This window comes from Kocuria sp. HSID16901 (assembly GCF_003989425.1).
Taxonomy (GTDB): Bacteria; Actinomycetota; Actinomycetes; order Actinomycetales; family Micrococcaceae; genus Rothia; species Rothia massiliensis.
In genome coordinates, this window is record NZ_RBLM01000003.1 from 21,016 (window position 1) to 47,764 (window position 26,749).

Genomic DNA, 26,749 nt, shown 5'->3' on the forward strand with positions numbered 1-26,749 from the left:
CGCGTTAGCCCTTGAGGAGATCCTCGAACGGAGTCACCTTGAGCGCGGGAAGGCCCCCACCGCCGGCCAAGTGGGGCCGTTGTGGGGTCGTGCCGACCGGGGCTCGCTTCTCTCCCGACCCTGCATCCGTAGCTGGGGCGGAATCTTCGGCGACATCGGACGAATCCAAACCGACAGCAGGCTCGGCCGGGTGCTGCCGGCCGGTGGCTCCGAGCCTCCAGGTTAACCTCTCCGCGAGCTCCCCACCGGCACGGTCGATCCGGGTTTGCAGGGTGGTATCCGTGCCGAAGTCATCCGTTGCGGCGAAGACTCCGGTGGGCACGACGTCGGCGTGGAGATAGGCAAAAAGCGGACGCAGGGCAGTCTCGATCATGAGGGAATGTCGAGCCGTTCCGCCGGTCGCGGCCAGGAGCACGGGCTTGCCCAAGAGATCGTCGTCGCTCGTGAGGTCCCAAAAGGACTTGAACAGGCCCGTGTACCCGGCCTTGAACGTGGGCGTCACCGCGATGACGGCGTCGGCTGTTCGCACGGCGTCGAGGGCATCGCCCACGGCACCGGACGGGAACCCCATGGTCATGGTGTCGGCGATCCCGTGGGCGAGGCCGCGCAAGCCGATCGTCTCGACCGAGGCGCTTACGCCGGCGCGATCCAACGCTGTACGGGTGGCCTCACCGAGGCGCTCGCCGAGCAAGGCGGTGGAGGAAGGCTCCGAGAGGCCCGCGCTCACGATAACGATGGTGGGGTTACGCATGACGTTCTCCTTCAACGTGCTCTTCCGGTGCTGAGTGATTCTCAGAGGTTCGCTCCGCTTCGGCCTGTGCTGCCCGCCGGGCCTCGAGAACGCGGGGGTGTACGGGTGCCTCCGGGACCTCCGGATTGTGAGAGGCCGCGTATTCCTTACGGAGCTCCGGCAAGACCTTCTCCCCGAACAGATCCATCTGCTCCAGCACTGTCTTCAACGGCAAACCGGCGTGGTCCACGAGGAACAGCTGGCGCTGGTACTCGCCCGCGTAGTCGCGGAAGGACAGGGTCTTTTCGAGGACCTCCTGCGGGGAACCCACGGTCAAGGGTGTCTGATCCGTGAACTCCTCCATCGTGGGCCCGTGGCCGTAAACCGGTGCGTTATCGAAGTACGGACGGAATTCGCGCCGGGCATCCTGGGAGTTGGGCCGCATGAAGAACTGACCACCCAGACCCACGATCGCTTGCTGGGCCGTTCCGTGGCCGTAGTGTTCGAAGCGCTCGCGGTACAGGTCGATCATCTGGCCCGTGTGCTTCATGTTCCAGAAAATATTGTTGTGGAAGAAGCCGTCGCCGTAATAGGCCGCTTGTTCCGCGATCTCGGGCGTCCGGATGGAGCCGTGCCACACGAAGGGCGCGACGCCGTCCAGCGGGCGCGGCGTCGAGGTGAAGGACTGAAGCGGCGAGCGGAACTTCCCTTGCCAATTCACGACCTCTTCCCGCCACAGACGGTGCAATAGAGCGTAGTTCTCCACCGCGAGATTGATGCCATCGCGGATATCCCGACCAAACCACGGATATACCGGGCCGGTGTTTCCTCGGCCGAGCATCATATCCACGCGGCCATCGGCGAGGTGCTGCACATAGGAGTAATCCTCCGCGAGGCGCACCGGGTCCATGGTGGTGATCAGCGTGGTGGATGTGGACAGAATAATGTTTTTGGTTTGCGCCGCGAGGTAACCCAAGAGGGTCGGAGGGTTGCCCGGGGCCGCGAACGGCGGGTTGTGGTGCTGCCCCGTGGCAAAAACGTCCAGGCCAATTTCTTCCGCCTTGCGGGCGATCTGAACGGTCGCCTTGATGCGTTCGTTCTCACTAGGGGTGGTTCCGGTGGTGGGGTCCTGGGTGACGTCCCCCACAGTCATGATGCCGAGTTGCATGGTTTCCTCCTGGGTCGTGGTTCGTTGTTCTGACCCTATCAACATTCGTGATGTCCCGCTTATTCCCGGAGAAAAATACGTGAATTGTAAAGTAATTTCGACGTGGGGTGGGTGCGATGTCCCGAGCCTGATGTGGCGCTACAAAGTTTATGTACTTTCGAGTTTTTCTTGGAAGAATGGGGCCTTAAGGACCCAAGCGCCGCGCGGAGGCGGCGTTGAGAAATGGGGCGGCGCCGAAATGCTGTGGGCGGCGATCTGCCCGCGATTGAAGCGAGGAAGAGATGAGAGGACGCCGTCCCGGAAAATGTGACACCCGCGGGGAGATCCTGGCTCGGGCTCGAGAGCTGTTTCAAGAGCAGGGGTACGCCAAGACCTCCATGCGGTCGATTGCCCGTGCGTCAAACGTGGATCCGTCCCTGATGCACCATTATTTCTCCTGCAAGTCGGAGCTATTTTCCGAGTGTCTGCTGGGTAAACCCACGGACTTCGTCCCAGAGGAGATCGCCGACGAGGTTTTCCAGACGACGCCGGTGGGAGAGCTCGGGAACAAGCTGGTCCTCACGATGATCACGGCGTGGGAGAGCCCCGGGGTCAGCGCCGCGATCCGGGCCAATCTGATGTCGATTGGGGAGGACCGGCTCTTGGTCAGCCAGTTGCAGGCGGCCATTCGCGGAATCATTGGAGGGAGGCTCGCGGCGCGCATGGGCGATATCGACCACGTGAATCTGCGGGCGAGCCTGGTGATCTCTCAGATGGTGGGCTTGGCCATCGCTCGGTACGTGTTTGTCGAGGAGTCGGATTTGGCCCGAATGGAGCCGCAGGAAATCGCCGAGATTATGGGGCCGACAATCCAGCGTTACCTCGTGGGCGACGTGGGGGTCTGACCTGCGGGGTTGACCGCACAGGAGCCTCCGCCGAAGCGCCAACGGTTGCGCGAGAACCACCGATACGCCAGCTGGGAAACGGCCGTAACGCCGGGCGCGAGAATAATGCGCGCCAGGAGTCGGTCCGCCCGATGATGCGATGCCGCGAGTCCAGCCGCAATGGCTCGATGGCCCCAGAGGTGCGCGGCGTCGGGAAGGGCTGTTCCCGGAGCAGGGGCTGGTCCGGCGGCGTAGAGGGCTTCTTCGGTGAAGCGCTCGACGTCGTCCTCTGAGAGTTCAGTAATTACCCGCGAAAAGGGGATGACCTCGAGGCGACCGCGCGTGCGTTGTGCGAGCAGGCGGGCCAGCGGAACGCATGGCCCGCAGTTGTCGTCGTACACGAATACCCTCATGACTTGAGGTTATCCCGCCCGTCAACGCCGGCGGCTTCGAGGTTAGCCCCGGTCGGATTCTCGCTGGACCGGGTAGACGTCGCCGCCGAGGTTGGGGTCGGGAAGGACGTCGTCGGGGTCGATGATTTCGACGCGGTGACCGTCTGCGATGAGGCGCCGGAGGCCCTCCAAGAACATGCGGCGCGCCATCGCGTCGAGGCGGGTGACGCGGGAGAGGTCGAAGACCATGGTGCCCGAAGCGCACTCGAGGCCCGCCAAGCGGTGCATGATCGCCTCGGCACCCGAGAACTGAATGACACCCTGCATCCGCATGATGGTCTCGTGAGGCTCCTCGCTGACGGAGCGGATGACGTTCGAGCCGAAGATGCCGGCGTCGAGTAGGTGCAGGCCCATGTCCTGTGAGAGCTTATTGAAAACCCGGACGCCGCGGACGCTGTTTCCTTGGCGATCCAGGCGCGGGGACATGACACCGATGCCTACCTGGCCCGGCAAGACACCGAGAATACCGCCGGAGACGCCGGACTTGGCGGGAATGCCGACGTTCGAGAACCACGTTCCGGAGGCGTCGTACATTCCGGCGGACACCATGACCGCGAGCACCTGGCGTGCGACCTCACGGCTCGCCACGTGCTCACCGGTAAACGGGTGCACGCCGCGATTCGCGAGGGTCGCTCCCATGACGGCGAGGTCGCGCACCGTGACCTTGATGGCGCATTGGGCGACATAACCGGCCACCGCTTGGTGTGCGTGCTCCTCGAAGACGCCCAAATTGCGGAGCATGTGCGCCAAGGCGAAATTGCGATCTGCCGTTTCCAGCTCGGAGCGGAACACGGATTCGTCCATCTCGAGATGTCTGCCCGCGAGGCGCGAGAAAAACTCCACCGTCCGTTCGGCCCGTTCCTCGAGTGAGGAGCCCGGCTCCGCGAGCATGCTGTGGATCGTGATGGCGCCTGCGTTGATCAGGGGGTTCTTGGGTCGGTTGGTGCCCCGCTCCAGGGAGAGCTCGTTGAAGGCCTCGCCTGTGGGCTCGACGCCCACCTTGGCCGCCACGGCGTCGAGCCCGCGATCCGTCAGGGCGGCCGCGTAGGCGAACGGCTTGGAAATCGACTGGATGGTGAACTCGCGCTCGTCGTCGCCCACGGAATAGGTGCGTCCCTCGATGGTGGTCATCGCGATGGCAAAGACATCCGGGCGGGCCTTGGCCAATTCCGGGATGTAGTCGGCGAGTTCGCCCCCATCCTGGCCTCGGGTTTCCTCAAGCAACTGCAGCATGTACTTGCGTACGGGAGACTCCACTGGGTCCTTCCTGGTGATCGGCGGTGACCACGATTGCGATTCGGTGCACGTCGAGCCTATGCGAAATGTGAGCCCGTGAGGGCATCCGCGATCACACGGTTTAGGACTCCGCCTTCCGCAGCGTCCGCAGGGACATTGCGGCCGCAAGGATCATGAGGACCACGCCGATTCCCGAGGTGAGCGCGACCCCCGAGTCGAAGGCCGAACGTGCCGACTCGAGGAGTTGTGCCCCGGCGTCGCCTCCCACGTGAGAGGCCACTTCCGTGGCACCCCCGAGGGTTTCTTGGGCGGCGGCTCGTGCGTCGTCGGGAATGCCCGCCGGAATGGTCAGGTGAGACGAGTAGGCGGCGTTGAGGATGGATCCCAGCACGGCCGTTCCGAGGACCGCTCCGGTTTCGTAGGCCGTCTCTGAGATGGCCGACGCCGCCCCCGCCTTGTGCGCGGGTACCGCGGAGAGAATGACGTCGTTCGAAATGGTTTCCGCGGCACCGATACCCGCTCCGAGAATCACGAATGCGGTGATCAGGCCGAGGTCCGAACCGGCCGGTCCGGCAATGGTCACGATGCCGAACCCGACGGCATTCAGCGCGAGACCGCCCGAAACCACCTGGGCCGGCGTGAAGCGGCGCACCACGGGAACCACGGCGAGGCCCGAAATGACCGTCGCCGCCAAGCCGGGAATCAGGACGATTCCGGCCTGAAGCGGGGTCTTGCCGCTGATCAGCTGGAGGTGCTGAGAGATGAAATACAAGAAACCCACCAGCGAGAACACGCTCAGCAAGTTCGCCAAGACGGCCCCGGAGAACGCCGAGTTGGTGAAGAGCCGGACGTCCAGCATGGGGTCGGGCCGGCGCAACTGCCGACGAACGAACGCGAAGCCAGCGACCACCGCGACCACCAAGCCTACGACGACGTCGCCCCGGAGCCCGTCGCTCGCGAACGTCTTGATGCCGTAAACGAGCGGCGTCATGGTGGCCATCACGAGAACGATGCTGATGAGGTCGATGGGATTGGGCGAGGGATCCTTGGACTCTGGAACCAGCATGGGGGCGAAAACCAAGAGGGGAATCAAGACGGGAACGGCCAGCAAGAAGACCGAGCCCCATGAGAAATGTTCGAGCAAGAAACCGCCCACAATGGGCCCGAGTGCGGCCCCGCCAGAGAACCCTGCGGCCCAGATGGCAATGGCTCGACGGCGTTCCTGCGGGTCCACGAAGATGTTGCGAATCAGCGAGAGCGTGGCCGGCATGAGCACCGATCCGAAGAGGCCCATGGCCGCACGGGCCGCGATGAGCCATTCGGCGGAAGGGGCGAAGGCAGCCGCGAGGGAGATCACCGCAAACCCAGTACTCCCGATCAGAAGGATTCGGCGTCGGCCGATGCGATCCCCGAGGCTTCCCATGGGAACCAATAAGCCGGCGAGAACGAGGGAATAGATATCCACGATCCACAACAGCTGTGGCCCGGTGGGTTCGAGATCCCCGGAGATGGCCGGCAGGGCAAAGGAGAGGACGGTGTTATCGACGGCGATCAAGAGCACCGGAAGCATGAGGACGGCGAGGGCGGCCCAACGGCGGTCATGGTGCTGAGGGCGCTCACCTTTGCGTCGTAGTGACGGTGACATGCTGCTCCTCTCCGAGAATGGGGTGACTTCTTACGGTACTGTACCGTCTGGACGGTTTACTTCCAAGAGGCTAGGGTCGAAATCATGAGCGCAAAGAACCGAATTGTGGACGCTTACGAATCCATCTTGATTTCGGAGGGGGAACGCGCCGCCACCATGGATGCGGTGGCTGCACGGGCCGAGGTCTCCAAGGGTGGCCTGCTGTATCACTTCAAAGACAAAAACGCTCTGGCTGACGGCTTGATCGAACGACTATTGGAGTACGCGGCCGAGGATTGCGAGCTGATGCGTTCTTCGGGCGAAGGGGCTTCAAGGTATTACGTGCGCTCGTCGGCCTTTTACCTCAATGACGATTCCAGTCAGGGTGCTCCGATTGACCGCACCTTCATCGCCGTGTTGAGCCTGGGGCAGGAAGCGCAACCTAAAGCCCGTGAAGCCATGCGCCGCATTCACGCGGACTGGTACGAGATCATTCTGGAGGAGGTCGGAAATCCCGTGACGGCCTCCGCCATTCTGCTGATGGGTGATGGTCTGTATTACAACGCCGCCATGGCAGGTGGTGGGGTCGATTCGGAGGGAATGCCGGTCGTAGACGGCCTGCGTGATTCGGCCCCCGGGTCCGCGTCGATCATGAGCCCCGATGGCCTGGAAGACCTGCTGGCCCTTGTGGACCGGATTAAGGGTGGGGCCTAGGCACCGTCGCCGGTGAGGCGCCGAATCAGCGATTCCGTGGTGCGTGTGAAGATCTCATCGCCCAATTCCTCTGGCAACGGACCGAGTTGTCCGAAGAGTTCCATGCTGATGGTGCCGATCAACGTTCCCCATGCCTCGATGCCGAAGGCGATGTGACGGGGAGAGGCTTCGACGCCCATCTTTTCCACCTCGGGAACGACCCATGCAGTCAGCGCCTCGGAGGGTTGGCTTACGGGTGGGTTCCCCTCCGAGATGGTGGCGATCAGCATTCCGATGACTCGCGTTCCTGCGTTCGTGGTGCGCTCTTCCGGCGCCGCATAGCCGGGAACGGGTGAACCGTAGAGAAGCGCCCACTGTTCCCGGTGTCTCAGTGCCCAGTCCCGCATGGCGTGGGCAATGGATCGAAAGCGTGTGGCTGGTTCCGCCGAGGGGTCCAGGTTCTGGGTGACGGCGTCGCCGAGAGATTCGTAGGCATCGACCAATAGCGCCGTCAGTAGCTCCTCTTTACTCGACACGTACCGGTACACCGCTGAGGAGACGACGCCGATCGTGCGCGCGACTTCGCGCAAGGACAGGTTGGCGGCTCCGCGCGTTGCCAGCTGTTGGCGGCCGGCCTCGAGGATTGCTGCCTCCATATGTGCGCGACTCTCCGCGCGAGTGGGGCGTGAGGTGCTCATGAATTCAGTGTGCCACGGGTTCGATCCACACCTTTGAAAAGAGAGCACTGCTCTTGAAGTGTCTTCGAGTGAGGGCTAGGCTGAAAGTCATCAACTAGAGAGCACTGCTCTCGGAAAGTGGTGGGTCATGAAATACCTCGTCACGGGTGCGGGTCAGATCGGCACCCAAATGGTGCGGAATTTAGTCGAAGCGGGCCACCAGGCGGTGGTCTTGCGGCGTAGCCAGAAGTCGGTGGAAGGGGCTGAGGTTCTGGTGGGGGATGTTTCCGACCGGCGTCTTCTGGCTCGGGCCATGCGGGATGTGGCTGCGGTGTTTCACTGCGTTCACGCGGCGTATGACGCCGATGCTTGGCGAAAGATGCTCCCAGACCAGGAGCGAGCCGTCATGGACTTGGCCGCCGATGCGAATATCCCGGTGGTCTTTCCGGAATCCGTGTACGGATTTGGGGCGGGGGCTGAAGACCTGACGGAGGGCGATGCCTTGGCGCCGCGAAGCCCGATGGGCCAGGTGCGAGCGGAACTTCTCGCGGCCCGGCGCGAGCACGACGCGACCACGCTCAGCATCGTCGCCTCGGACCTGTGGGGGCCGACTGCGGAACCATCGACCTCGGTGGCGCATTTGGCGGTGATGGTTCCGCGCCCGCGAGGTAGAGCCGGATACGCCATGGGAAACCCTCGTCTGCAACACACGTTGACCTATATCCCTGACTTGGCAACGTCCATGATCGCGGCCGCGGAAAACGCCGCGGAGCTGGCGCCCAAGGGGGATCTCATAGCGCACGCCCCGTCGATTACAGAGTGCAGCTTGGAAGAACTGAACCGTGTGGTGAGTGAGGAGGCGGGGGTGCGGCGTCGAACCATCCGCCCCGTGCCGGCGGGACTGCTTCGGGTCATGAGCTGGATGCATCCGATGCTTCGAGAGTTATCGAACCAGTCCTATTTGTGGACGCGACCTGTGCTCATGAGGCCGGGAATACTGAGTGATCGATATGGGCTGGAGGCGACGCCGCTACGCTCCGCCGTCCGACACATTCTGTCCGTCACGACCCCCTGACTAGCGAAGCTGGCGGTAAGCTGACAACAAGGTGAGCCATCACATCATCTCGCACTCCGGAGGATGCCCCCATGAACCGTTCAGCGCAGAATAGGTCTCGTTCCCTGACCATCGCGGTCGTCACGCTCGCCGGCCTCGCGCTCGCCGGGTGCGGAGGATCCTCCGATGATTCGAAGGGGTCCTCGTCAGACTCGCCCTCGAGCAGCTCGAGCTCCTCGTCGTCGTCATCATCTTCGACGCCGTCGAACTCCCCCTCGAAAAAGCCCTCTGAGGGAACGGACGGCGCAACTCCTCAGCCGTCGTCCACTCCTTCAACCGACAGCTCCCCAAAGCCAGATCAGGGCCAACCCACGCCGACTCCAGAGACCAGCACACCTCAGGCTGAACAGAATGCGCCCGCACCGGGTAGCCGGTCACAGCGAGGCAACCTTGTCAAAGGCATTGGCCAGCCAGCCGTCATCAACGGCGCGAGCGGTCAGCCCGCAGCGACCATGGTCCTCAACGGCATCCAAAACTCTCCCCAATGCACGGCCCCTTATGCGGGCCAGCCCGAGAACGGACGGTTCATTAGCCTGAACATGGGCGTCTCCACGGGCAGCGCCGCCGACATGCAGAGCGTCCTGAACGACGACCGGTTCTACTTCTCCGAGGCGAACTGGAAGTTCATCGGGGCCGACGGAAGCGTGATCGATCAACCCGCGACGGTCTCCACGTACAGTTGCATCCCGCCCAACCAAACCATCCCCCTGGGAATCGCTCCGGGCCAGAACCTTCAAGGTTCCGTGATCCTCGATATTCCACAGCAGGCAGGCACCCTCGTGTACACGGATCCGGTGATTCACGATGGCTGGGAATGGCAGGTCCAGTAGTCGCTTAGGGTTCCGAAGGGACCTTCTGGGGTTCCGGCGTGGGCTCTAGGGCCCGCGCCGTTCCTTGTTGTCGGATGACCCATCCGAGGGTGATGATCCACGCGACGGCCAGCAGGATAAGCACGATGTTGGAGGCGCCTGCCGGCAGTGCGTCCTGCGCGGTATCGGTGCCCAAAAGGGTGCGCCCATTAGTCAGAATGATGAGGCCGCCTGCACCGACGGCGAGAACACGCGGCGCCAGAAACCGGACGAGCCACGCCGCCACGGGGGCCGCGATGACGCCACCGACGAGCAGCGCGAGGACGAAGGGCAGATTGATGCCTTGATGGCCGAGGGCCAGGAGGAACCCCGCGGATGCCCCGAGGCTCACCACGAACTCCGAGGCATCGATGGAGCCGATCACCTTCCGAGGCGAAATCTTTCCGGACGCCAGCAATGTCGGGGTGCCGACGGGCCCCCACCCGCCGCCTCCGATGGCGTCCATGAACCCGGCGAGCATGGCCAACGGAACGAGGAAGAACCCCGGGACCCGGCCCCGAAAAGACGGCCGCACGGTGCGCGTTCGGAGAAAGCGCACCAGAACATAGACTCCCAGCAGGAGCAAGATCACCGACATGACCGGCTCGGCCCCTTCGCCGGAAGCGGCCAAAACGTTGGCTCCCAGGAAGGCCGCGATTCCCCCGGGAACGGCCATGAAGGCCACAACCCGCCAGTCGATATTGCCGAAGCGCCAATGGGAAGCCCCGGAGGCCAAGGTGGTGCCGATTTCGGCGAGATGAACCGTGGCCGAAACCGAGGCCGGGGCAAGTCCGGCGGTGAGAAGGAGCGACGACGACGTCACTCCGTAGGCCATGCCCAGGGAGCCGTCGACGAGTTGTGCTGCCAGCCCAATGAGGCCGAGGATGATCAGGGTTTTCACGTGGCGCTCCCGATTGAGGTGTTGTGTAGTTTTGAACACCATAGGGAGGCGCGCACGCGGCGCTCAACGGTTGAGTAGAAGCGAGTAGTCCGGTGACCTCGCGTTTCGTCGCAGGGCGGTCATGACCGCGAGAGTGTCCTACGATGACGCGATGGTGGAACCCTTCAGGACGGAACGGATGTATTCGGCGGCGGTGGCCACCACGGTGTCTGTGGCGTCCTGGACCTCCAGCGGCGAATACGGGAAGGACGCCGAATGCTGGGCCCAGGCGTGCATCGCCAGATCGTTCCACGAGTCGCCGATCGAATAGGTCTCATAACGCCCACCCAGGTACGCCTCGTCTAGCCATGCCAACCCCGTCCCCTTGGTGCAGCTTGGCGGCACGACGTCGAGGAAGTCCTGGTTTCGGTGGCAGTCCACCTGGCCCTGAAAGCGCTCGCGGATCCACGACGTCGTGCGCTCCATCCGTTCCTCGTTCCCCTCAATGAACAAGGGAATGCCTACGAACTCGTGATGAGGAATATCCTCAACGGCCATCGGGGCGAAATGGGCCAAGATCGAGCTGGATTTGGAACCGGTGGTTGAGGGGAAGTGGGCGTCGTGACCGGATTCCAGGGTGGTTCCGTAGACCGCGATGCCCTGCTCCTGAGTCAGGGTCTCCACGATCTCGCGGACGACGACGTTGGGGATGGTGTGGCTCGTCAGCACGCGGAAATCGGCGTCGGTCACGGCACCGCCCGTGTACAGAACGTAATAGTCGAATCGAAGGCCAGTACCTTGGAGCGCATGAATCGTCGCGGCGATGGACTTTCCGGTGGAGCACACCGCCAGATTTCCGGCGGCCTGCCACTCGTGGATGGCTTCTACGCTTTCGGCGCTGATCTTCTGGTCAAAGACCAGGGTTCCGTCTAGGTCGAAGGCCATCAACTGCGGCGACATGGAGTCCTCGGTTTCCTCGGCGATTACGTGAAGTAATGGTCCCACAGTACGGAACGGAGCTGCGGTTCAGGGTAAGGTCCGTCACAGAACCCCGAATGGGGGAAATGGCCAGGGACCCGGCTGGAACAGTCGGCCCCACGACAAGGAGCCGCGACGGAGCGCTCAGAGGGAAGGACGCATGGAGCAAACCCATCACCAGCTGTCAGAGATCCTGGGGCAGGCTGAGGCCTACTACGTGAAGGAGGGGGACGGGCGGTTCCGCTCGACCATCCATGCTCAGGGCGCCTGGAACGAGCACGAGCAGCACATGGCGCCCGCCTCCGGGCTCCTGGCGCACTGCCTGGAACAGCATGAACCCCGCGAGGACATGCGCATTGCCCGCATCAGCTACGAGATCTTAGGGCTCATTCCCGCCGGCGAATTTGAGGTCGTGACCACGACCCTGCGGCCGGGACGGACCATCGAATTGATTCAGGCCGAAATGATTGCCGGGGGACGGACCGCGATTCGGGCCAGTGCGTGGCGATTGATCTGCACGGATACCAGCGAGGTCGCAGCGACCGAAGAAGCCAGCATCCCCTCTCGAGACCAGTGCACCCCGTGGCGAGGTGCCGACGAATGGCCGGGCGGGTTCATCCGCTCCCTGGACGGCCTACGAGCCCCGGAACACCGAGCGGGCCACGGGATCGGATGGGTTCGCCCGATCTTTCCGCTGGTGGATGGCGAGGAATCGCCGGACTGGGTGCACCTCATGGGTGCCGTGGATGCCTCCAACGGCATCGCGACCCGAGTGGCCCCTGGAGATAAAAAGTGGATCTTCCCCAACGTGGATCTCCAGGTTCACCTGTTCCGTCGCCCCGAAGGCCAATGGCTCGGTCTGGAAAACGAGGTCAGTTTCGGTGACGACGGCATCGGACTCACCTCGTCGATCCTGCACGACGACCACGGCGCGTTCGGCCGGGCGGAGCAGACCCTCACTCTGAGGCGAATCGGCTCCTAGGCATCTTATTGCGACGACGCCGCCCGCACCGCTCAGAGGAGAGCGAGGCGGGCGGCGTCGTGCGTGAGGTCGTGTGGGGCTAGCGCAACACGCGCACGCCTTCCGAAGCGCTCCAGGTGACCTCGACGCCCTTGCTGAACTTCTGGTGGATCTTGCCGTCAGAACCGCGGTATTCGTCCGTGGTCGGGGCGCCCCAGCCGTTCTCGCGGCCGTTATCGATCCAGGCACCACCGATCGCGCCGGTCTCGATGATCGTGTGGGTTCCGCTACCCGGCGTCCACATGTAGAGGTTGGAGACGCCGCCCTTCTTGAACCACTGGTACGCCAGGCCGTTCTTGGAGATTTCCTCGCTCGTGGGAACGCCGGCGCCATTTTCGCGGCCGTCTGTGGCCCACTTGCTACCGATCCCGCCGGATTCGTTGATGATGTGCGTTCCGGTTGCGGGTGTCCACATGTAGAAGTGGCTGGTTTGGCCCTTCACGAACCACTGGTACGCGGTGCCGTTCTTGGACACCTCGTCGCTGGTCGGGAAGCCGGAACCGTTTTCGCGGCCCTGCTGAACCCAGCGGCTACCGATGCCGCTAGTTTCCTGAATCGTGTGGGCGCCGGTTCCGGGAGTCCACATGTACAGGTTGGACACCCGGCCGTTCTTGAACCACTGGTAGGCCATCCCGTTCTTGGAGATTTCGTCGCTCGTGGGGATGCCGGAACCGCTTTCGCGGCCGTCGTTGGCCCATTTGCCGCCGATCGCGCCCGATTCGTTGATGATGTGCGTTCCGGTTGCGGGGCTCCACATGTAGAAGCTGCTGGTGTTGCCCTTCTTGAACCACTGGTAGGCCAAGCCATTAGCCGAGATCTCGTCGCTGGTCGGGAATCCCGAACCGTTTTCGCGGCCCATTTGGACCCAGCGGTTGCCGATGCTGCCCGATTCGTTGATGACCTGGGCACCGTTCTGAGGGGTCCACATGATCAGGGTCGACTTGCCGGCCTTGGTCTTGAACCACTGGTAGGAGAATCCGTTCTTCTTGAATTCTTCCGACGAGGGGTACCCGTAGGCCCGCTCGTATCCGCCAGCGCGGTACTTCGCGCCGATGGCACCGTTGAAATTCACCGAGTGGGTTCCGGTGAAGGGGGTCCAGTAGATCGTGTAGTTCTTGGTGAACTCCTGGAATACGCCACCGTCGACGAGTCCGCCGCGTTCGTTGGCCCGCGGGTTTCCGAAGGTCGAGGCGCCGCCGAGGGCGTCGTAGAGGTTGCGGATGCCGTTGACCACCACGGGCGTTGACGAACCGCCGGCTGCCGGCGCCACAGCGTTGACCGCCGCCTTGGCGTTGATTCGGGGGTAACCGCCCACGTTACTGCCGGTGGACACCAAAATATTTCGGATCTGTTCCACGCCGAGCGACGGGTTCCGCTGCTTCATGAGGGCGATGAGACCGGCGACGTGCGGTGCCGCCATCGAGGTGCCGTTCAACGTGCCGTAGCTAGCCGCGGCCGGAGCGGAATATCCGGTGTTGTAGGTGGACCAAATGTCGGCTCCCGTGGACCCGCCGGGGGCGACGACGTCGAGCATCGGCCCGTAATTCGAGTAGCCCGTCATGACGTCGGAGGAGGCCGTGGCACCAACCACGATGGCGCCCAAGCAGTTCGCGGGGCTGACGTCGTTGGCGTTGACGCCCGAGTTACCCGCGGCCACCACCACGGGAACGTTGCGGGAGGCCGCACCGTCAACCGCGGACTTCATGATGGAGGAACACTGGCCGGGCCACGCTGCCGAGAAGTTGACGACGGTCGAGGGGTTCGGGTTCGCGGGAGCACCGGCGACGCGACCGCCCGACGCCCAAGTGATCGCGTCCGCGAAGTCAGACACGTAGCCGGAGGCGCCGATGCCGAAGGCCCGGACCGGCTGAATCTTCGCGTCGGGGGCAACGCCGGAGACGCCGATGCCGTTATTCGTGGAGGCCGCCGCGATGCCTTCAACGTGAGTGCCGTGCCAGTTTTCCCCTGCTGCCATCACACCGGGGTCGGTGGGATCTGAGTCCCGCCCGTAGACGCCGTCACGGTCATAGTCCGGGGAAACGAAGTCGTAGCCGCTGACGACCTTCGAGTTGAGGTCGGGGTGGTTGGTGGTACCCGTATCGACCACGCCGATGGTTTGGCCGGCTCCGGTTGCACTTTGCCATGCCCCAGGGGCGTCGATGATTCGCATATTCCACTGGTACGGCCCGAAATAGGGGTCATTTGGGGTGGTCGGATACCCGGTGGTGGCATTCTTGACGATCTTGTCCGCTTCCGCGAATTCAACGTCGGGCTCTGCCGAGAGTTTCTTGACCACCTGGTCTTGCTCGCTCGCGTTGAGCTTCTTGGAGGACTGCACCACGTCCGAATTCGCGGCCGACGTCTTGACGATCTTGGCGTCCTTGGCCGGTGTTGTTTGCCCGGTCTCCTGCAGAACCTTGGTTTTGGTGGCCTCGGGGGTGTTGTCCTTGAACTTCACGACGACGCGGTCGGTGGAGTCCTCGACCGTCGCGGTGGGAGCAGCTGCCGCGGTTTTGCCCGAGAGCTGAGCCAGCGATGAGTCGCCCGTCTGCGTCTGGGACTGTTGTTGGCTGGTCGGTCCAGTGGGGGGTGCCGCCACGGCCTGGGTGGCCGTGAGGCCGAGGGCCCCGGACACGAGGCAGAGGGCGAAAAGAGTACGGGAGGAACGCATGGGGGCCTTAAAAACTCAGGGTGCGAAAGAGTGAGATTGATGGGCGCGAGTTCACGTTCGTGACGGACACGAAAACGATCCTCGCACTCTGTCGAATCATGTTTCAGGAATGCCGCGGTGTCAAGGTCACTGATTTCCTCGTCGACCGGCACAGAGCCCATGCGCTCCCGTAAAACCTACAATCCGTACATTCTTCGAATGTAAGCACCGTAGAGAATTCGATAGATGTTGGGGGAGACTTTCAGGAGAATTCCTGCGAGGCCGAAGACCGGTTTCACACGGAGTACCGCGGGAATTCCGCTCCATTGGATACGACGACGGCACGTTTCCAGAACCTTTTGAGCTTCTTCGCCTTGGAGCACGATGGCCTGCTGGGCATTATTCAGGTAGGTCAGGATCCGCGAGGCCTGATACGCGTTGCGGCCCGCCGGGGTGGTGAGGAAGGGGCCAGCCACCCTTCGGATTTCCTCCACGAGAGCGTCACTCTCGGCCACCGGGGTGATCTTGCCCCACGTGGCCGAACCGGCGTCGACCGTGTATTCATACAGAGACGAAGGAATGATGGCTACGCGTCGCGAATTGGCGTAAGCGGAGACGCAGAACAGCGCATCTTCGGCGCGCGTCACCTCAGTGTGGAACCGAACGTCGCGAATCGCCTCGGCGGAGACCAGCTTGTCCCACACGTAGGGTGTGACGTCGTCGGACAAGAGTTCCAGGGTCGCCTCTCGACCCGTCCGGATGCCCGGCTTGCCGGCCCGGCGGTCGCGTTGCGTACCATCCGCGCTGAGCAGCGTGTGGCTACAGACGACCAGGTCAACCTCGGATTCGCGTGCGTAGGCGTGCATGGTCGACAGGAAATTGGGGCGGAAATGGTCGTCCGAATCGATGAATGCGATCCAGTCGCCGCGGGCGGCGTCGAGGGCCTGATTGCGGACTGTGGAAACACCGGCATTGACGGGATTATCGAAAACCCGCACCCGCTCGTCCGGATGCTCGCGCAGGAAGTCCGCCACGACCTCGGAGGAATGATCCGGCGAACCGTCGATCATCACGAGTAGTTCGAAGTCTGGGTCCGTTTGGGCCAGCACGGACTCGATGGACGAGACCACCCGGTCGGCGGTTTTGTAGACCGGCATGATGACCGAGGTGCGGGGGTGCTGACCTGAGCTCACGGAATCTCCTGTGTCGTTTCGGGTACTGCTGCCGCCGTCATCCTAGCGAAGTCGGCCGGGGAGAGCCTTAGAGCGCGGCGCGAGGTTAGGCGGTCACGACCTCGACGACGTCGTGGTGCTGACGCCCCAGAGGTCGCTCGCGAGCCTGGCGATATGCATGGCCAGGTAGGTGTGCTCGTCGTCGGAGAGTTCTTGATGCAGGTGGACTTGGAGCAGGAGCACAACTTTATAGGCGCAGTCGTAGGCGCGGGGGTATCCGGTCCGCACGGCCTCGTGAATCGCGGGGAATGCGGGGTCGGTGGTGTTGGCGTGAATCCCTTGTTCGGCCCGAACGAATAGGTACCGAAGATGCGTGACGAAGCGGGCGACCGAAAGGTTTGACGGGTCGATTTCCTGGCCAAAGGCGTTGGAAATCACGCCGAAGATTTCGGTAAAGACTTCCGTCATTTTGAAAGTCTTAATGAGATCTTCGGTCGCAAATTGCGAATTAACGAGGTGCAGGGCCAGCGGCGTGGCTTCGTCCTCAGGGAGTTTCACACCCAGGCGTTCGTTAATGATGGAGATGGCACGATGGCCGAACGCCGTTTCTTTGGGGTAGAGATGTCCGACCTCGATGCTGAGGGGGTATTCAATCCGCAATCCATCGGTGGCGCGCACGATCGCGTAGTTAATGTGGTCGGCCAGCGGCAGGATGAAGGAGTGCGAAATGTTGGCACCCAGTTCCTCGCGGGCGATTTTTTCCAGGTCCGTTGCCACGGCGAGAACGTCCGAGGGAATTTCCGAAAGCATGGCCGTCAGGTGTTCCTCGGCTTGCTGCTCGGGGTAGAACTTTTGCGTGACGGCGTCGGCGTCGATGGGTTGGCCCTTCTTTTTGCCGAAGGCCAAGCCGCGTCCGATGGCCACCACTTGATCGCCGGTATCGGTTTCCGCCAGAACCACGTTGTTATTAAATATTCGAAGGATTCGCACGACTGCCGTTCCTTTCTTCCCCAACGTTGCCCAGGCGCTACCGGGCGGCCGCGTCAGCCTCGATGAACCCGTGTGTTCAAATCTTAGAATCCCGGGGCTTTGAACACGATCAAAGCCACGAAAATTGCCGCAAGAAGGACGGCGCTGATGATGATGAGGGCTGTCAGGACGACGACGTTTGTGGCGTGACCCGGCTGATGTTCGAACCGAGGGTGGGGGTTCTTCTGTGGGGCGGGAGCGGCAGGTTTCTTCTGCGAGCTTTCCGGGGAGGCTTGGGCCGATGTGGGCTCTTCCTTCGGTGAGGGCTTCGCTTTTTCCCGATCACCGGTGGTGGCACGTTCCTTGCTGGGCTGCGACTTTGCCTTCGACGAGGAATCGACGGTTGAAGTGGAGGCCGCGTCCTTTGTCTTTGAAGCGGACACGGAATCACCGGAGGCGGATGCCTTTTCTCGTGCAGAGGTGGGCTTGTGGGCCGAGTCCGGTGTCGAGGAATCCTTTTTCGTGGAATCTGCCGAGGGCGAGGCGGACGATGCCGCTTTTTTCGACGAGCGGAAGGTTGACATGGGCCTCCTTTCAGAAGTGTGTCCCACGATACACAGTTTGCGCTCGCCCTCGACAGTTGGGAGATGTGGTGTTGCTCCTGGTCAGCCCGTTGTTCCTGAGCTATTTACGCCGGGCTGCCGACGCTTAGGCGGCGGCGTCGTACTGGACCTCCACGGAAATGCCCTGGTCCGTGACGAACGGTTTGCCGACGTGGGCCGTGCGGGATGAGCCGAGGGGACAATTCACGACCTCGCGCCCGGTCTGATCCCGAATGACGAGGTTTCCGCCAGCGGGGATCGTTTCCTGCGCCACGGAGTATTCCTTCTCTGCTCCATTGAGTGTGCCCTTGTTGGTGTACGAACCGTCCGCGTTCGGGACCGGCTTGGGGGTGCCTTCGGGGTCAGGGAATCGGATGTATTGGGAGAAGTTCCCGTAGGAATTGTCCTTGACGTCGTTGATGATGAATTGCTCGTGGGTGGCCTGACCGGAGGGCTTGACGTCGACGTACACGGTCGAGTTCATGTCCATGAGCTGGTAGAGGAGGTGGGGTTGACCGTGCACATCAAAATTCGTGGCCCGGTCGGCAGGTATCACCGACTCGATGGCCTGCCGCGCGGACTGCGCTCGCTTGTCGGACGCGTTGCGGTCCCAGACTGCGGTCACCACGGCGAGGGTAACTACGACGATCACGGTGGATAGGGCGGCCACAAGGAATTTACGCATGAATGTTCTCCGGTTTTCAGTGGGTTGAGGAAATGTTGAAATACATCGTTTCAACTCTGAGGTTTCCGGTCAGTGGAGGGGCCTGTAGTTGTGGGTATAGCTGCCGATACTTCGTGGCGGTGGAGGGCCTTGGTACGGAAATGGCGAGGACGGATACCTCGTGGTGCCGAAGCGTGAACGGTTTGACCAAGGTGAAAACTGATGGGCGCATCATTTTCGGCGGTAAGCATAGGTTGCCAATGAGGAGTAGCTTGTAGGGTGGTTCTTCGAATTTTCGTGTCCCCCAAAGGAGCAAGAAGCATGAGTACTTCTCGCACGGAATCTGCCGCGAGCTCCAGTAGCCGCGTCAAGGTTCTGGCATTCTCGGGCGCCCTCGGTGGTTTCCTCTTCGGTTTCGACTCGTCCGTCGTCAACGGCGCGGTCGACTCGATTCAAAAAAGTTTCGGGCTCTCTTCGGCCATGACGGGCTTCGCGGTGGCATGCGCCCTGCTGGGTTGCGCCGCCGGCGCCTGGGTTGCCGGTCCGGTGTCGAACCGGTGGGGGCGCACCAAAGCGATGGTCTTGGGATCCGTCTTCTTCCTGGTTAGCTCGCTGGGCGCTGGCCTCGCTTTCGGCGTGTGGGACCTCATCATCTGGCGCTTCATCGGTGGGTTAGGTATCGGCATCGCATCCGTGACCGCTCCCGCCTACATCGCGGAGATTTCCCCGAAGGACAGCCGCGGACGCTTGGGCTCCATGCAACAGCTGGCCATCACCATCGGTATTTTCGTGGCATTGCTATCTGATGCCGTCATCGCGAATAGCGCTGGCGGGGCCGGTTCTCAGCTGTGGTTCGGAGTCGAAGCGTGGCGGTGGATGTTCATCGTCGGGCTGATTCCCGCGCTGGTGTACGGCGTCGTCTCATGGGGACTCCCGGAGTCGCCGCGCTCGCTGGTCTTGCAAGACAAGAACGACGAGGCGAAGAAGGTTCTCGCGACGATCGTGCCGCCGGAGAAGGTGGAATCCGAGATGTCCGAGATCAAGCTCGCCATCGAGGAAGATCGCCGAGCAAACTCCGGATCTATTCGAGGCACCGCGCTCGGCCTGCGCCCGATCGTGTGGGTCGGAATCGTCATGGCCATCTTGCAGCAATTCGTCGGCATTAACGTGATTTTTTACTATTCGACGACGCTGTGGAGTTCGGTCGGCTTCGACGAGTCGGACTCGTTCATGATCTCGGTGATTACCTCGGTCATTAACGTATTGGTGACCCTGATTGCCATTGGCCTGGTGGACAAGATCGGGCGCCGCCCGTTGCTATTGGGCGGATCGATCGGCATGTTCGTTTCTCTGGCGATCATGGCCATTTCGTTCACGCAGGCCGTGACCGTTGACGGTAATCCGTCGCTCCCCGGGGCATGGGGGCCGCTCGCTCTGATCTTCGCAAACGTATTTGTGATTTCCTTTGGCGCCACGTGGGGTCCCTTGCTGTGGCTCATGCTCGGTGAGGTGTTCCCCAATACGATCCGCGCTAAGGCGATGGGCCTCTCGACCGCCGCGAACTGGCTGGCGAACTTCGCCGTGAGCATGCTCTTCCCGGTACTTGCGGGATTCTCCCTGGCCTTCTCTTACGGCCTGTTCGCACTCTTCGCGCTGATCAGCCTGCCGTTCGCCTACTTCTTCATTCCCGAAACCAAGGGTGTGGCGTTGGAGGAGACGGACAGCCTGACGGTTCCGCGCCGCCAGAAAGCGCGCATGCCGAAGCTGTAACAGCCCTGGACTGCACCACTCGGCAGCCGGATTCGTACCGGCTACCGAGTGGTGTGGCGTTTAAAGGCTCATGACGTAGGCCAAGGGGACGGCGACGATGAGCACCGTCGCGGCAATCCACGCGAGGATTTTGCCGGGCCCGATGGCGCGGGGGCCGTCGTCGATCTCGGCGTCGCGCAGTTCCGGGGGAATACCGTCGGGGTAGATCTCCTCACGAGGGTGATAGCCCTCAATGGCGAAGTCCTCGTCATCCGACGGCGGCTCCTCCACGGGGAATTGTGCGGCGGGAAGGGCTTGGTTGAAGAGTTCGCGAGCCTCGATGTCGGAGAGGTCGTGCTCGGACGGGTGGTGTTCGCCGGGCTGGTGCGGGATTGGGGCCACGGAATCCTCCTGGATGGGTTGTCACCAGGGTATCGAGTTCTTATCCAGCGGGAAATGATGCCGAGGAACGAGGGTGGCGTGCCATAATCGCGTTGTCCGTCGTCAATGACGAATTACGCACCACTACCGGAAGCCTCGTTCTATGCATTTCTCATCCTTTGGTATTGGTGTCGTGATAACGGTGCTGACGGTCGTTGTCGCGGGACTTTCCCTGCGGTACACCATGCGTAAGAACCGGGCGGGTGGAGATGGGGGCCCGACGGTTGCTGGGACGCCGGTCAGGCGACAGCGAACGACGGCCCTCGTTCTTTTGGCTGGATGGGCATGGCTTGGCTTTGGCGTCTACATCGTGGTCACCAGCCTTCTTGGGCCCGGGGACGGAGCGGCCATCATACTGGGCCTGCCGGTGCTCGCAGCTGGTGCCTTCTTCATGATCTGGTTCAGGAATGTCTATAAGGAATTTGACGCTCACGAAATGCGGTGGCACGGAATCACCGGAAGTGAGCACCGCATGCTGTACCGGGAGATCGAGCATTTTCGGTGTGAAACGTCGGAATCGAATCGACATGTGTCTATTTATCTTGCGGGCATCAACGGTCAAGAGGTGAAGGTTTATTTGTCGATTTACGATGCCTCGACCCTGTTGCGTCAGCTTCAGTACAGGTTGGACCACGGCAAATGGGCCGACCGTCCCTTGGGTCCGGGTGATGCTGGACCGGAGGACTTCCTGTCCCGGTCGGTGACGCTCAAGCCCACTGACCTGTCGGATCCGCGGGTTCGGGAAGATGCGTAGGGGCAATCGGCCTACCTACGGGACGTGTCTTGAGCTGAGAGGGCCGCATTCGCTGACCGCCACTCCTTCGCGCTCCGAGGCAATGAATTTCCTTCCGAGGCACGGCCTCGAAATAATGGAGTTTCCGCCCGTCAGCGCGGGGTTTTTGGAATATACTCGCGTCGTCAACCACCTCGCGCGAACCCCGGAGCAACTATGCCAATGCACACCATAATTTCCGTCGGTGTAGCGATGATCGTGATGGTTGTCGTCACCTCCATCGCTTCGTGGTTCGGTCAACGCAAGAATAAGCAGGCCGATCGGTCAATCGCCCCGCAACCTTACGGTTTCAGCGCCGGAAATAGCGGTCCCCAGGCTTATCCTGGGTCGCCCGAATACATGGCGGCCGGGCGGGCTCACGACAATCAGCCTATTCCGGTGAAGAGGCAGCGAATGCTGCGGATTATTCCGATCGTCGGTTGGGTTTTTGCGGTCGTGGGCGGCATTTCGGTCCTCTTTGGCCTCTTGGGTTTGTTGATGTCAGAGCCGCCCCTCCTGGGGATGGGAATCTTCGGCATCATCTGCCTGCTCTTCGGAATCATGTTCATTGCGTGGTACCGGAATTTCTACATGGAATTCGACGACATGGAGGTTCGCTCGCGCAGTGTCTGGGGCCAAGAACGTCGCATGGCGTATCACGAGATCGATGTGTTCAAATTGGGACAGTCGGGAAATGGCATCACCCTGACTGCTAAGAGCGTTCGGGGCGACAAACTGTCGATGAGCGCCACCATTTACGATTTCACGCGCCTGATGCGCCAGGTGAAATACCGTCTCGATTACGGGAACTGGGCCATGCGTCCGCTCCTCGAAGACGAGGTCGGCCCGGAGAATTTCGTGGAACAATTCAACGGGGTGTCGGTCTCCGGGTTGGCACGCCCCGCCGAGGGCAATCAGGTGCAGGCCAATGACTGATCAACCTAAACCGATCCAAAAGCCCTCCGTCGAGGGAGCGCCTCACAGGTCCAGCGCCGAGGAGAAGTTCTTCAACGATGTGGATTCAGACAACATCGTTTCCATGTTTTTCATGGCATTGAACGCCAAACCCCTTGAAGAAGCTCAGAAGTGGTTCCACGACATCAGCGTTGAGGACGCCGCCCGACTCGAGCGAGGCGAAAGCATGGAACGCCTCCCGGTCGCTCCTCAGCCGCAGGTGCCGACGATGAATCGGAGCTGGTCGTGGTTGGTCTGGGGAATTCTGGCATGGCTGATTCCCTCGTTGGTCATCTGTGTGCCGTTGGCCCTGTTCGCTGGGGCCTCATGGATTGTGATCGCGCTGATCGTCGTGGGTTTCTTAGTCCTTGGGACGGCCGTCGCCGTCCTCCTCAAGGCGAGGATCATGTTCCGAAATGGCCAGGCCACCATGAATTACATGGCTGAGGCGGGCCGTCACGAATTCGGGTCCTCTCGAGAAGCCGCACGGGTTGCCATCCTCGACGGAGAGGATCCGAAGGAATATCTCGAAACTATCCGAGAAATTCTGGAAGATTCGTCCGAAGACAACCCTTCCGAGCCCGAAAGTGACCCCGGGCAGGACCTTCGAGGCCGTTGATCGATCCAGCAACGCCTGTCTATGTCCGGTGAGTGCACCGGTCGGTTCAGGTGGTGGAGGCCGCTCGTTCGTGGCCGTCCACTTGCCCGAATTCGCCTTCCAGACGGCCACGCGAACCCGGTTGAATCAGGCGGGCGAGACTGACCAAACCGTCTCGTGACCAGGTGCGACGTCGCACCATGAGGCACGGCTCCGCGACGTCGATGCCGAGGAGCTCGCATTCGGCCTCATTGCCGAGCACCGCCTCGACCTCGTGGCGGCCGCGAGTCAGCGGCGCGACTTGGGTCAGATAGTCATTGGGCGTGGTCACGGTGAAGTCTTGGCTGAGATAGTCGGGGGCGGCGTCGGGCGCCACGTAGCGGTCCTCGAGCTGAAGCGGAACTCCGTTGTCGTAGTGGACGACCAGCGAGTGGTAAACCATCCCGGAGAGGCCGTCAGCTTCGAGCCATTCGGCGTCGTCCTCCACAACCTCGGCGCGCTGGAACAGAACTTCGGTGCGGTGTGCGTGGCCGCGTTCGTGGATTTCGTCGGCGATATTGCGGATTTCCACGAGTGAGGTCGGCGTCTTGGCGTCGGCGATGAACGTGCCGACGCCGCGAACCCGTTTGAGCATCCCCAGGGAGCTGAGTTCCCGGTAGGCGCGGTTGATGGTCATGCGGGAGAGCCCGAGCGCCTCGACGAGCTCATTTTCAGAAGGGACGGGCTCGCCCGGTGAACACGTGCCGTCGTGGATGCCCTCCTGCAGGACCCGCATGATTCGCCGGTATGCGGGGTCGCTGTGGGTGGCCACATTTTGGTAGGCGTGCGTGAACGCTTCGATATCCACAGGGCCCCTTTCGCTCTTGACAACTGGTTGTATATACAGGACTATATGACAAAGGTCATTTTGTGATTCACACTGCATTTGTGTGGTCGTGGGTCACTCCACGAGTCTACGAATCCCACGGGGTCGAGCGAAGAGGCTTGGCTCTTGTGTCACCACATCTAGGAGAGTTGCCCGATGTACGACGTTTCATCCCCCAACCACCAGCCCCGTCCTGTTTCGGCCCCGCGTGGCCCCGAGCTCACCACCCTCGGGTGGCAGCAAGAGGGAGCCTTGCGCATGCTCATGAACAACCTTGACCCAGAGGTAGCCGAGCACCCCGACTCCCTCGTGGTCTACGGCGGAACCGGCCGCGCTGCCCGTAGTTGGGAAGCCTACGACGCCATCGTGCGTACTCTGAAGACGCTCAAGTCGGACGAGACCATGTTGGTTCAGTCGGGTAAGCCCGTGGGCGTTTTCCGCACCAATGAATGGGCGCCGCGCGTCTTGATCGCCAACTCCAACCTCGTGGGCGACTGGGCGAATTGGGAGGACTTCCGCAAGCTCGAGGCTGAGGGCCTGATGATGTATGGCCAGATGACGGCCGGTTCCTGGATTTACATTGGCACGCAGGGCATTCTGCAGGGAACCTTTGAAACATTCGGCGCCGTCGCCAGCAAGCGCTTCGGCGGAACCCTCGCCGGAACCATCACCCTGACGGCAGGTCTCGGCGGCATGGGTGGTGCTCAGCCGCTCGCCGTCACCATGAACGAGGGTGTGGCCATCTGCGTCGATTGCGACGAGTCTCGCATCGACCGCCGTATCAAGCACCGTTACCTCGACGTCAAGGCCAACAATCTCGATCACGCCCTGGAACTCGCGGTGGAGGCCCGCGACGCCAAGAAGCCGCTCTCCATCGGTCTCGAGGGCAACGCCGCCATCATCTTCCCCGAGCTCCTCAAGCGTGAGGCACCTATCGACATCGTCACCGACCAAACCTCGGCGCACGACCCCCTCGCGTATCTGCCCATCGAAATCCCCTTCGCCGAGATGACTCAGGAAGCTGAGCGCGATCCTCAGCTGTTCACCAAGAAGTCCCGCGAGTCCATGGCCGCGCAGGTCCAGGCCATGGTGGAATTCCAGGACCGTGGGGCCGAGGTCTTCGACTACGGCAACTCGATCCGCGATGAGGCGCGTCAAGCCGGTTACGAGCGCGCATTCGAATTCCCGGGCTTCGTCCCGGCGTATATTCGCCCGTTGTTCGAGGAAGGCTTGGGGCCGTTCCGTTGGGCGGCTCTGTCGGGGGACCCCAAGGACATCGAGGCCACCGACCGAGCACTCCTGGAGCTCTTCCCGGAGAACGAGCACCTGCGCCGGTGGATCACCATGGCCGAAGAAAAGGTCGCCTATGAGGGCCTGCCGGCACGTATCTGCTGGCTGGGGTACGGCGAACGTCACCGTGCCGGTCTGAAGTTCAACGAGATGGTGGCCAACGGTGAGCTTTCGGCGCCGATCGCCATCGGTCGTGACCACCTCGACTCCGGTTCCGTGGCCTCGCCGTACCGAGAGACCGAATCCATGAAGGACGGTTCGGACGCCATCGCCGACTGGCCACTCTTGAACGCCCTGGTCAACACGTCATCGGGGGCTTCCTGGGTGTCGATTCACCACGGTGGCGGCGTCGGAATGGGCCGTTCGATCCACGCCGGGCAGGTTTGTATTGCCGACGGCACGGACCTCGCCGCCCAGAAGCTCGAGCGCGTGCTGACTAACGACCCCGGCATGGGCGTGATTCGCCACGTCGACGCCGGTTATGAACACGCTTCGGACGTCGCCAAGGAACGCGGCGTGCGCATCCCCATGGCTGAAGGAGACGAATGAGTTCAACCCTGTTGACGGGAATCTCCGAGCTGGTCACCAACGATCCCGAGGCGGGTCACGGCAAGCTCGGATTGATAGAAGACGCCGCCGTGGTTCTCGACGGCGAGACGGTCGCTTGGGTCGGGCCGCGTTCGCAAGCTCCGGCGGCGGATACGGCTCGAGACCTTGGGGGACGCGCCGTTCTGCCGGGCTTCGTGGAATCGCACTCCCACATGGTCTTTTCGGGCGACCGTTCGGAAGAATTTGCTGCTCGAATGGCTGGGCAGAAGTACACCGCCGGTGGCATTCGTGGGACCGTGAAGCACACCCGCGAGGCCAGCGAGGAACACCTGCGTGCCAACATGCAGCGCCTCGTCAACGAGTCCTTGCGTTCTGGGACCACCACCGTGGAGTGCAAGTCCGGATACGGCCAGTCCGTGGAGTCCGAGCTGCGTAGCCTCGAGGTGGCGGGCTCGCTGGCGGATGAGGTGACGCTCCTCGCCGCCCACGTGGTGCCCCCGGAATATGAAGGGGACACCGACGCCTACGTTCGGGTGGCTGTTGAGGAGATCATTCCCCGATGCGCCGAGAAGGCGACGTGGATCGACGTCTTCTGTGAACAAGGTGCCTTTGACGAGTCGCAATCCCGCAAGGTGCTCCAAGCCGGTATTGACCACGGTTTAACCCCCCGAGTGCACGGGAACCAGCTCCATCAGGGGCCGGGCGTCCAGCTCGCGGTCGAACTTGGTGCAGCGTCGGTGGACCACGTCGTCCACATCAATGATGCCGACATCGAAGCGCTCGCCTCGAGCGACACCGTCGCGACGCTCCTCCCTGGGGCCGATTTCTCGACCCGCAATGAATATCCCAATGCACGCGGCCTCCTGGACGCCGGGGTGACCGTCGCGCTCGGTGCCGACTGCAATCCGGGAACCAGCTACACCACCAGTCTGCCGTTCTGCATCGCGATTGCCGTGAGAGATCTGCACATGACGGCGGACGAGGCGGTCTGGGCGGCAACCGCCGGTGGGGCACGGGCTCTTCGACGGAACGACGTCGGATCCCTTCGCCCCGGCACGAGGGCCGATCTCGTGGCATTAGACGCACCCAACCACCTGCACCTCGCGTATCGACCCGGTGTGCCGCTGGTGTCCACGGTGTGGCAGCGGGGGCGTCTCGCATATCAGGCTTCGGAGGTGACGTCATGACGA

The 26,749-nt window shown here is 62.3% G+C and carries 26 protein-coding genes; 11 read left to right on the plus strand and 15 right to left on the minus strand.

Annotation, left to right across the window (positions count from 1 at the left end):
* Positions 1–4 precede the first annotated feature (4 nt).
* Positions 5–751, minus strand: a complete 747-nt coding sequence (locus D8M21_RS05135; protein ID WP_065424305.1) for a CE1759 family FMN reductase — start codon at positions 749–751, stop codon at positions 5–7.
* On the minus strand, positions 744–1,898 hold the full coding sequence (locus D8M21_RS05140; RefSeq protein WP_048682400.1) for an LLM class flavin-dependent oxidoreductase: 1,155 nt from the start codon (positions 1,896–1,898) through the stop codon (positions 744–746). Before D8M21_RS05140 ends, D8M21_RS05135 begins: the two co-directional genes overlap by 8 nt.
* Positions 1,899–2,179: 281 nt before the next feature.
* Here D8M21_RS05140 and D8M21_RS05145 point away from each other — a divergent pair, with 281 nt between their 5' ends.
* Positions 2,180–2,782 carry a TetR/AcrR family transcriptional regulator gene (locus D8M21_RS05145; RefSeq protein ID WP_048682398.1) on the plus strand — a complete coding sequence of 201 codons (603 nt, stop codon included), beginning with the start codon at positions 2,180–2,182 and terminating at the stop codon, positions 2,780–2,782.
* Here D8M21_RS05145 and D8M21_RS05150 read toward each other — a convergent pair.
* The 3 genes from D8M21_RS05150 to D8M21_RS05160 form a co-directional block, all read right to left on the minus strand.
* A complete protein-coding gene (locus D8M21_RS05150; protein WP_082156833.1) occupies positions 2,755–3,174 on the minus strand; it encodes a DCC1-like thiol-disulfide oxidoreductase family protein in 420 nt (139 codons plus the stop codon). The genes D8M21_RS05145 and D8M21_RS05150 overlap by 28 nt on opposite strands.
* Before the next feature lie 42 nt (positions 3,175–3,216).
* The gene (locus D8M21_RS05155; RefSeq protein WP_126855697.1) at positions 3,217–4,470 is read right to left on the minus strand and encodes a glutaminase; all 1,254 of its coding nucleotides are present in this window, start codon (positions 4,468–4,470) and stop codon (positions 3,217–3,219) included.
* 100 nt (positions 4,471–4,570) lie between these two features.
* Positions 4,571–6,094: an MFS transporter gene (locus D8M21_RS05160; RefSeq protein ID WP_048682389.1), complete on the minus strand. Its 1,524-nt coding sequence runs from the start codon at positions 6,092–6,094 to the stop codon at positions 4,571–4,573.
* Between the two features lie 84 nt (positions 6,095–6,178).
* On the opposite strand from D8M21_RS05160, the gene D8M21_RS05165 reads away from it, so the two are divergent.
* The gene (locus D8M21_RS05165) at positions 6,179–6,787 is read left to right on the plus strand and encodes a TetR/AcrR family transcriptional regulator (RefSeq protein WP_053090014.1); all 609 of its coding nucleotides are present in this window, start codon (positions 6,179–6,181) and stop codon (positions 6,785–6,787) included.
* On the opposite strand, the gene D8M21_RS05170 is transcribed toward D8M21_RS05165, so the two are convergent.
* The gene (locus D8M21_RS05170; RefSeq protein ID WP_065424304.1) at positions 6,784–7,464 is read right to left on the minus strand and encodes a TetR/AcrR family transcriptional regulator; all 681 of its coding nucleotides are present in this window, start codon (positions 7,462–7,464) and stop codon (positions 6,784–6,786) included. The genes D8M21_RS05165 and D8M21_RS05170 overlap by 4 nt on opposite strands.
* Before the next feature lie 127 nt (positions 7,465–7,591).
* Between D8M21_RS05170 and D8M21_RS05175 the strand changes: the two genes are divergently transcribed.
* Both D8M21_RS05175 and D8M21_RS05180 read left to right on the plus strand, forming a co-directional pair.
* Positions 7,592–8,518 carry an NAD-dependent epimerase/dehydratase family protein gene (locus tag D8M21_RS05175; protein ID WP_048682383.1) on the plus strand — a complete coding sequence of 309 codons (927 nt, stop codon included), beginning with the start codon at positions 7,592–7,594 and terminating at the stop codon, positions 8,516–8,518.
* A 71-nt stretch (positions 8,519–8,589) separates the two neighbouring features.
* Entirely contained in the window at positions 8,590–9,387 is a 798-nt protein-coding gene (locus D8M21_RS05180; protein WP_048682380.1) for a hypothetical protein, read from the plus strand.
* A gap of 4 nt (positions 9,388–9,391) precedes the next feature.
* On the opposite strand, the gene D8M21_RS05185 is transcribed toward D8M21_RS05180, so the two are convergent.
* Together D8M21_RS05185 and D8M21_RS05190 are read right to left on the minus strand one after the other, a co-directional pair.
* Positions 9,392–10,306 carry a sulfite exporter TauE/SafE family protein gene (locus D8M21_RS05185; protein ID WP_126855699.1) on the minus strand — a complete coding sequence of 305 codons (915 nt, stop codon included), beginning with the start codon at positions 10,304–10,306 and terminating at the stop codon, positions 9,392–9,394.
* Positions 10,307–10,444: 138 nt separating this feature from the next.
* Complete coding sequence (locus tag D8M21_RS05190) at positions 10,445–11,245, minus strand: HAD-IIB family hydrolase (RefSeq protein ID WP_048682377.1); 801 nt, start codon at positions 11,243–11,245, stop codon at positions 10,445–10,447.
* Positions 11,246–11,423: 178 nt separating this feature from the next.
* On the opposite strand from D8M21_RS05190, the gene D8M21_RS05195 reads away from it, so the two are divergent.
* On the plus strand, positions 11,424–12,245 hold the full coding sequence (locus D8M21_RS05195; RefSeq protein WP_126855700.1) for a thioesterase family protein: 822 nt from the start codon (positions 11,424–11,426) through the stop codon (positions 12,243–12,245).
* A 79-nt stretch (positions 12,246–12,324) separates the two neighbouring features.
* Here D8M21_RS05195 and D8M21_RS05200 read toward each other — a convergent pair whose 3' ends face one another.
* The 5 genes from D8M21_RS05200 to D8M21_RS05220 all read right to left on the minus strand — a co-directional run bounded on the left by D8M21_RS05200 (position 12,325) and on the right by D8M21_RS05220 (position 18,362).
* Positions 12,325–14,955 carry a S8 family serine peptidase gene (locus tag D8M21_RS05200; protein ID WP_048682371.1) on the minus strand — a complete coding sequence of 877 codons (2,631 nt, stop codon included), beginning with the start codon at positions 14,953–14,955 and terminating at the stop codon, positions 12,325–12,327.
* A 176-nt stretch (positions 14,956–15,131) separates the two neighbouring features.
* Positions 15,132–16,127 carry a glycosyltransferase family 2 protein gene (locus D8M21_RS05205; RefSeq protein WP_048682368.1) on the minus strand — a complete coding sequence of 332 codons (996 nt, stop codon included), beginning with the start codon at positions 16,125–16,127 and terminating at the stop codon, positions 15,132–15,134.
* A gap of 93 nt (positions 16,128–16,220) precedes the next feature.
* Positions 16,221–17,096: a PRD domain-containing protein gene (locus D8M21_RS05210; RefSeq protein WP_048682366.1), complete on the minus strand. Its 876-nt coding sequence runs from the start codon at positions 17,094–17,096 to the stop codon at positions 16,221–16,223.
* An 83-nt stretch (positions 17,097–17,179) separates the two neighbouring features.
* The gene (locus tag D8M21_RS05215; protein WP_048682363.1) at positions 17,180–17,659 is read right to left on the minus strand and encodes a hypothetical protein; all 480 of its coding nucleotides are present in this window, start codon (positions 17,657–17,659) and stop codon (positions 17,180–17,182) included.
* Between the two features lie 124 nt (positions 17,660–17,783).
* Complete coding sequence (locus D8M21_RS05220; RefSeq protein WP_048682360.1) at positions 17,784–18,362, minus strand: hypothetical protein; 579 nt, start codon at positions 18,360–18,362, stop codon at positions 17,784–17,786.
* Positions 18,363–18,662: 300 nt separating this feature from the next.
* Here D8M21_RS05220 and D8M21_RS05225 point away from each other — a divergent pair, with 300 nt between their 5' ends.
* Complete coding sequence (locus D8M21_RS05225) at positions 18,663–20,111, plus strand: sugar porter family MFS transporter (RefSeq protein ID WP_048682358.1); 1,449 nt, start codon at positions 18,663–18,665, stop codon at positions 20,109–20,111.
* Positions 20,112–20,171: 60 nt separating this feature from the next.
* Here D8M21_RS05225 and D8M21_RS05230 read toward each other — a convergent pair whose 3' ends face one another.
* On the minus strand, positions 20,172–20,492 hold the full coding sequence (locus tag D8M21_RS05230; protein ID WP_048682357.1) for a hypothetical protein: 321 nt from the start codon (positions 20,490–20,492) through the stop codon (positions 20,172–20,174).
* A gap of 142 nt (positions 20,493–20,634) precedes the next feature.
* On the opposite strand from D8M21_RS05230, the gene D8M21_RS05235 reads away from it, so the two are divergent.
* The 3 genes from D8M21_RS05235 to D8M21_RS05245 all read left to right on the plus strand — a co-directional run bounded on the left by D8M21_RS05235 (position 20,635) and on the right by D8M21_RS05245 (position 22,876).
* Positions 20,635–21,285, plus strand: coding sequence for a hypothetical protein (locus tag D8M21_RS05235; protein ID WP_048682356.1), 651 nt, complete (start codon positions 20,635–20,637; stop codon positions 21,283–21,285).
* Between the two features lie 201 nt (positions 21,286–21,486).
* Positions 21,487–22,239, plus strand: coding sequence for a hypothetical protein (locus D8M21_RS05240; RefSeq protein WP_048682355.1), 753 nt, complete (start codon positions 21,487–21,489; stop codon positions 22,237–22,239).
* Complete coding sequence (locus D8M21_RS05245) at positions 22,232–22,876, plus strand: hypothetical protein (RefSeq protein WP_048682351.1); 645 nt, start codon at positions 22,232–22,234, stop codon at positions 22,874–22,876. The genes D8M21_RS05240 and D8M21_RS05245 overlap by 8 nt, the downstream gene beginning before the upstream one ends.
* A gap of 46 nt (positions 22,877–22,922) precedes the next feature.
* On the opposite strand, the gene hutC is transcribed toward D8M21_RS05245, so the two are convergent.
* On the minus strand, positions 22,923–23,702 hold the full coding sequence (hutC, locus tag D8M21_RS05250; protein WP_048682349.1) for a histidine utilization repressor: 780 nt from the start codon (positions 23,700–23,702) through the stop codon (positions 22,923–22,925).
* A gap of 174 nt (positions 23,703–23,876) precedes the next feature.
* Here hutC and hutU point away from each other — a divergent pair, with 174 nt between their 5' ends.
* Both hutU and hutI read left to right on the plus strand, forming a co-directional pair.
* The gene (gene hutU / locus D8M21_RS05255) at positions 23,877–25,559 is read left to right on the plus strand and encodes a urocanate hydratase (RefSeq protein WP_048682346.1); all 1,683 of its coding nucleotides are present in this window, start codon (positions 23,877–23,879) and stop codon (positions 25,557–25,559) included.
* Positions 25,556–26,746, plus strand: coding sequence for an imidazolonepropionase (hutI, locus tag D8M21_RS05260; protein ID WP_048682343.1), 1,191 nt, complete (start codon positions 25,556–25,558; stop codon positions 26,744–26,746). Before hutU ends, hutI begins: the two co-directional genes overlap by 4 nt.
* The last annotated feature ends 3 nt before the right edge of the window (positions 26,747–26,749 follow it).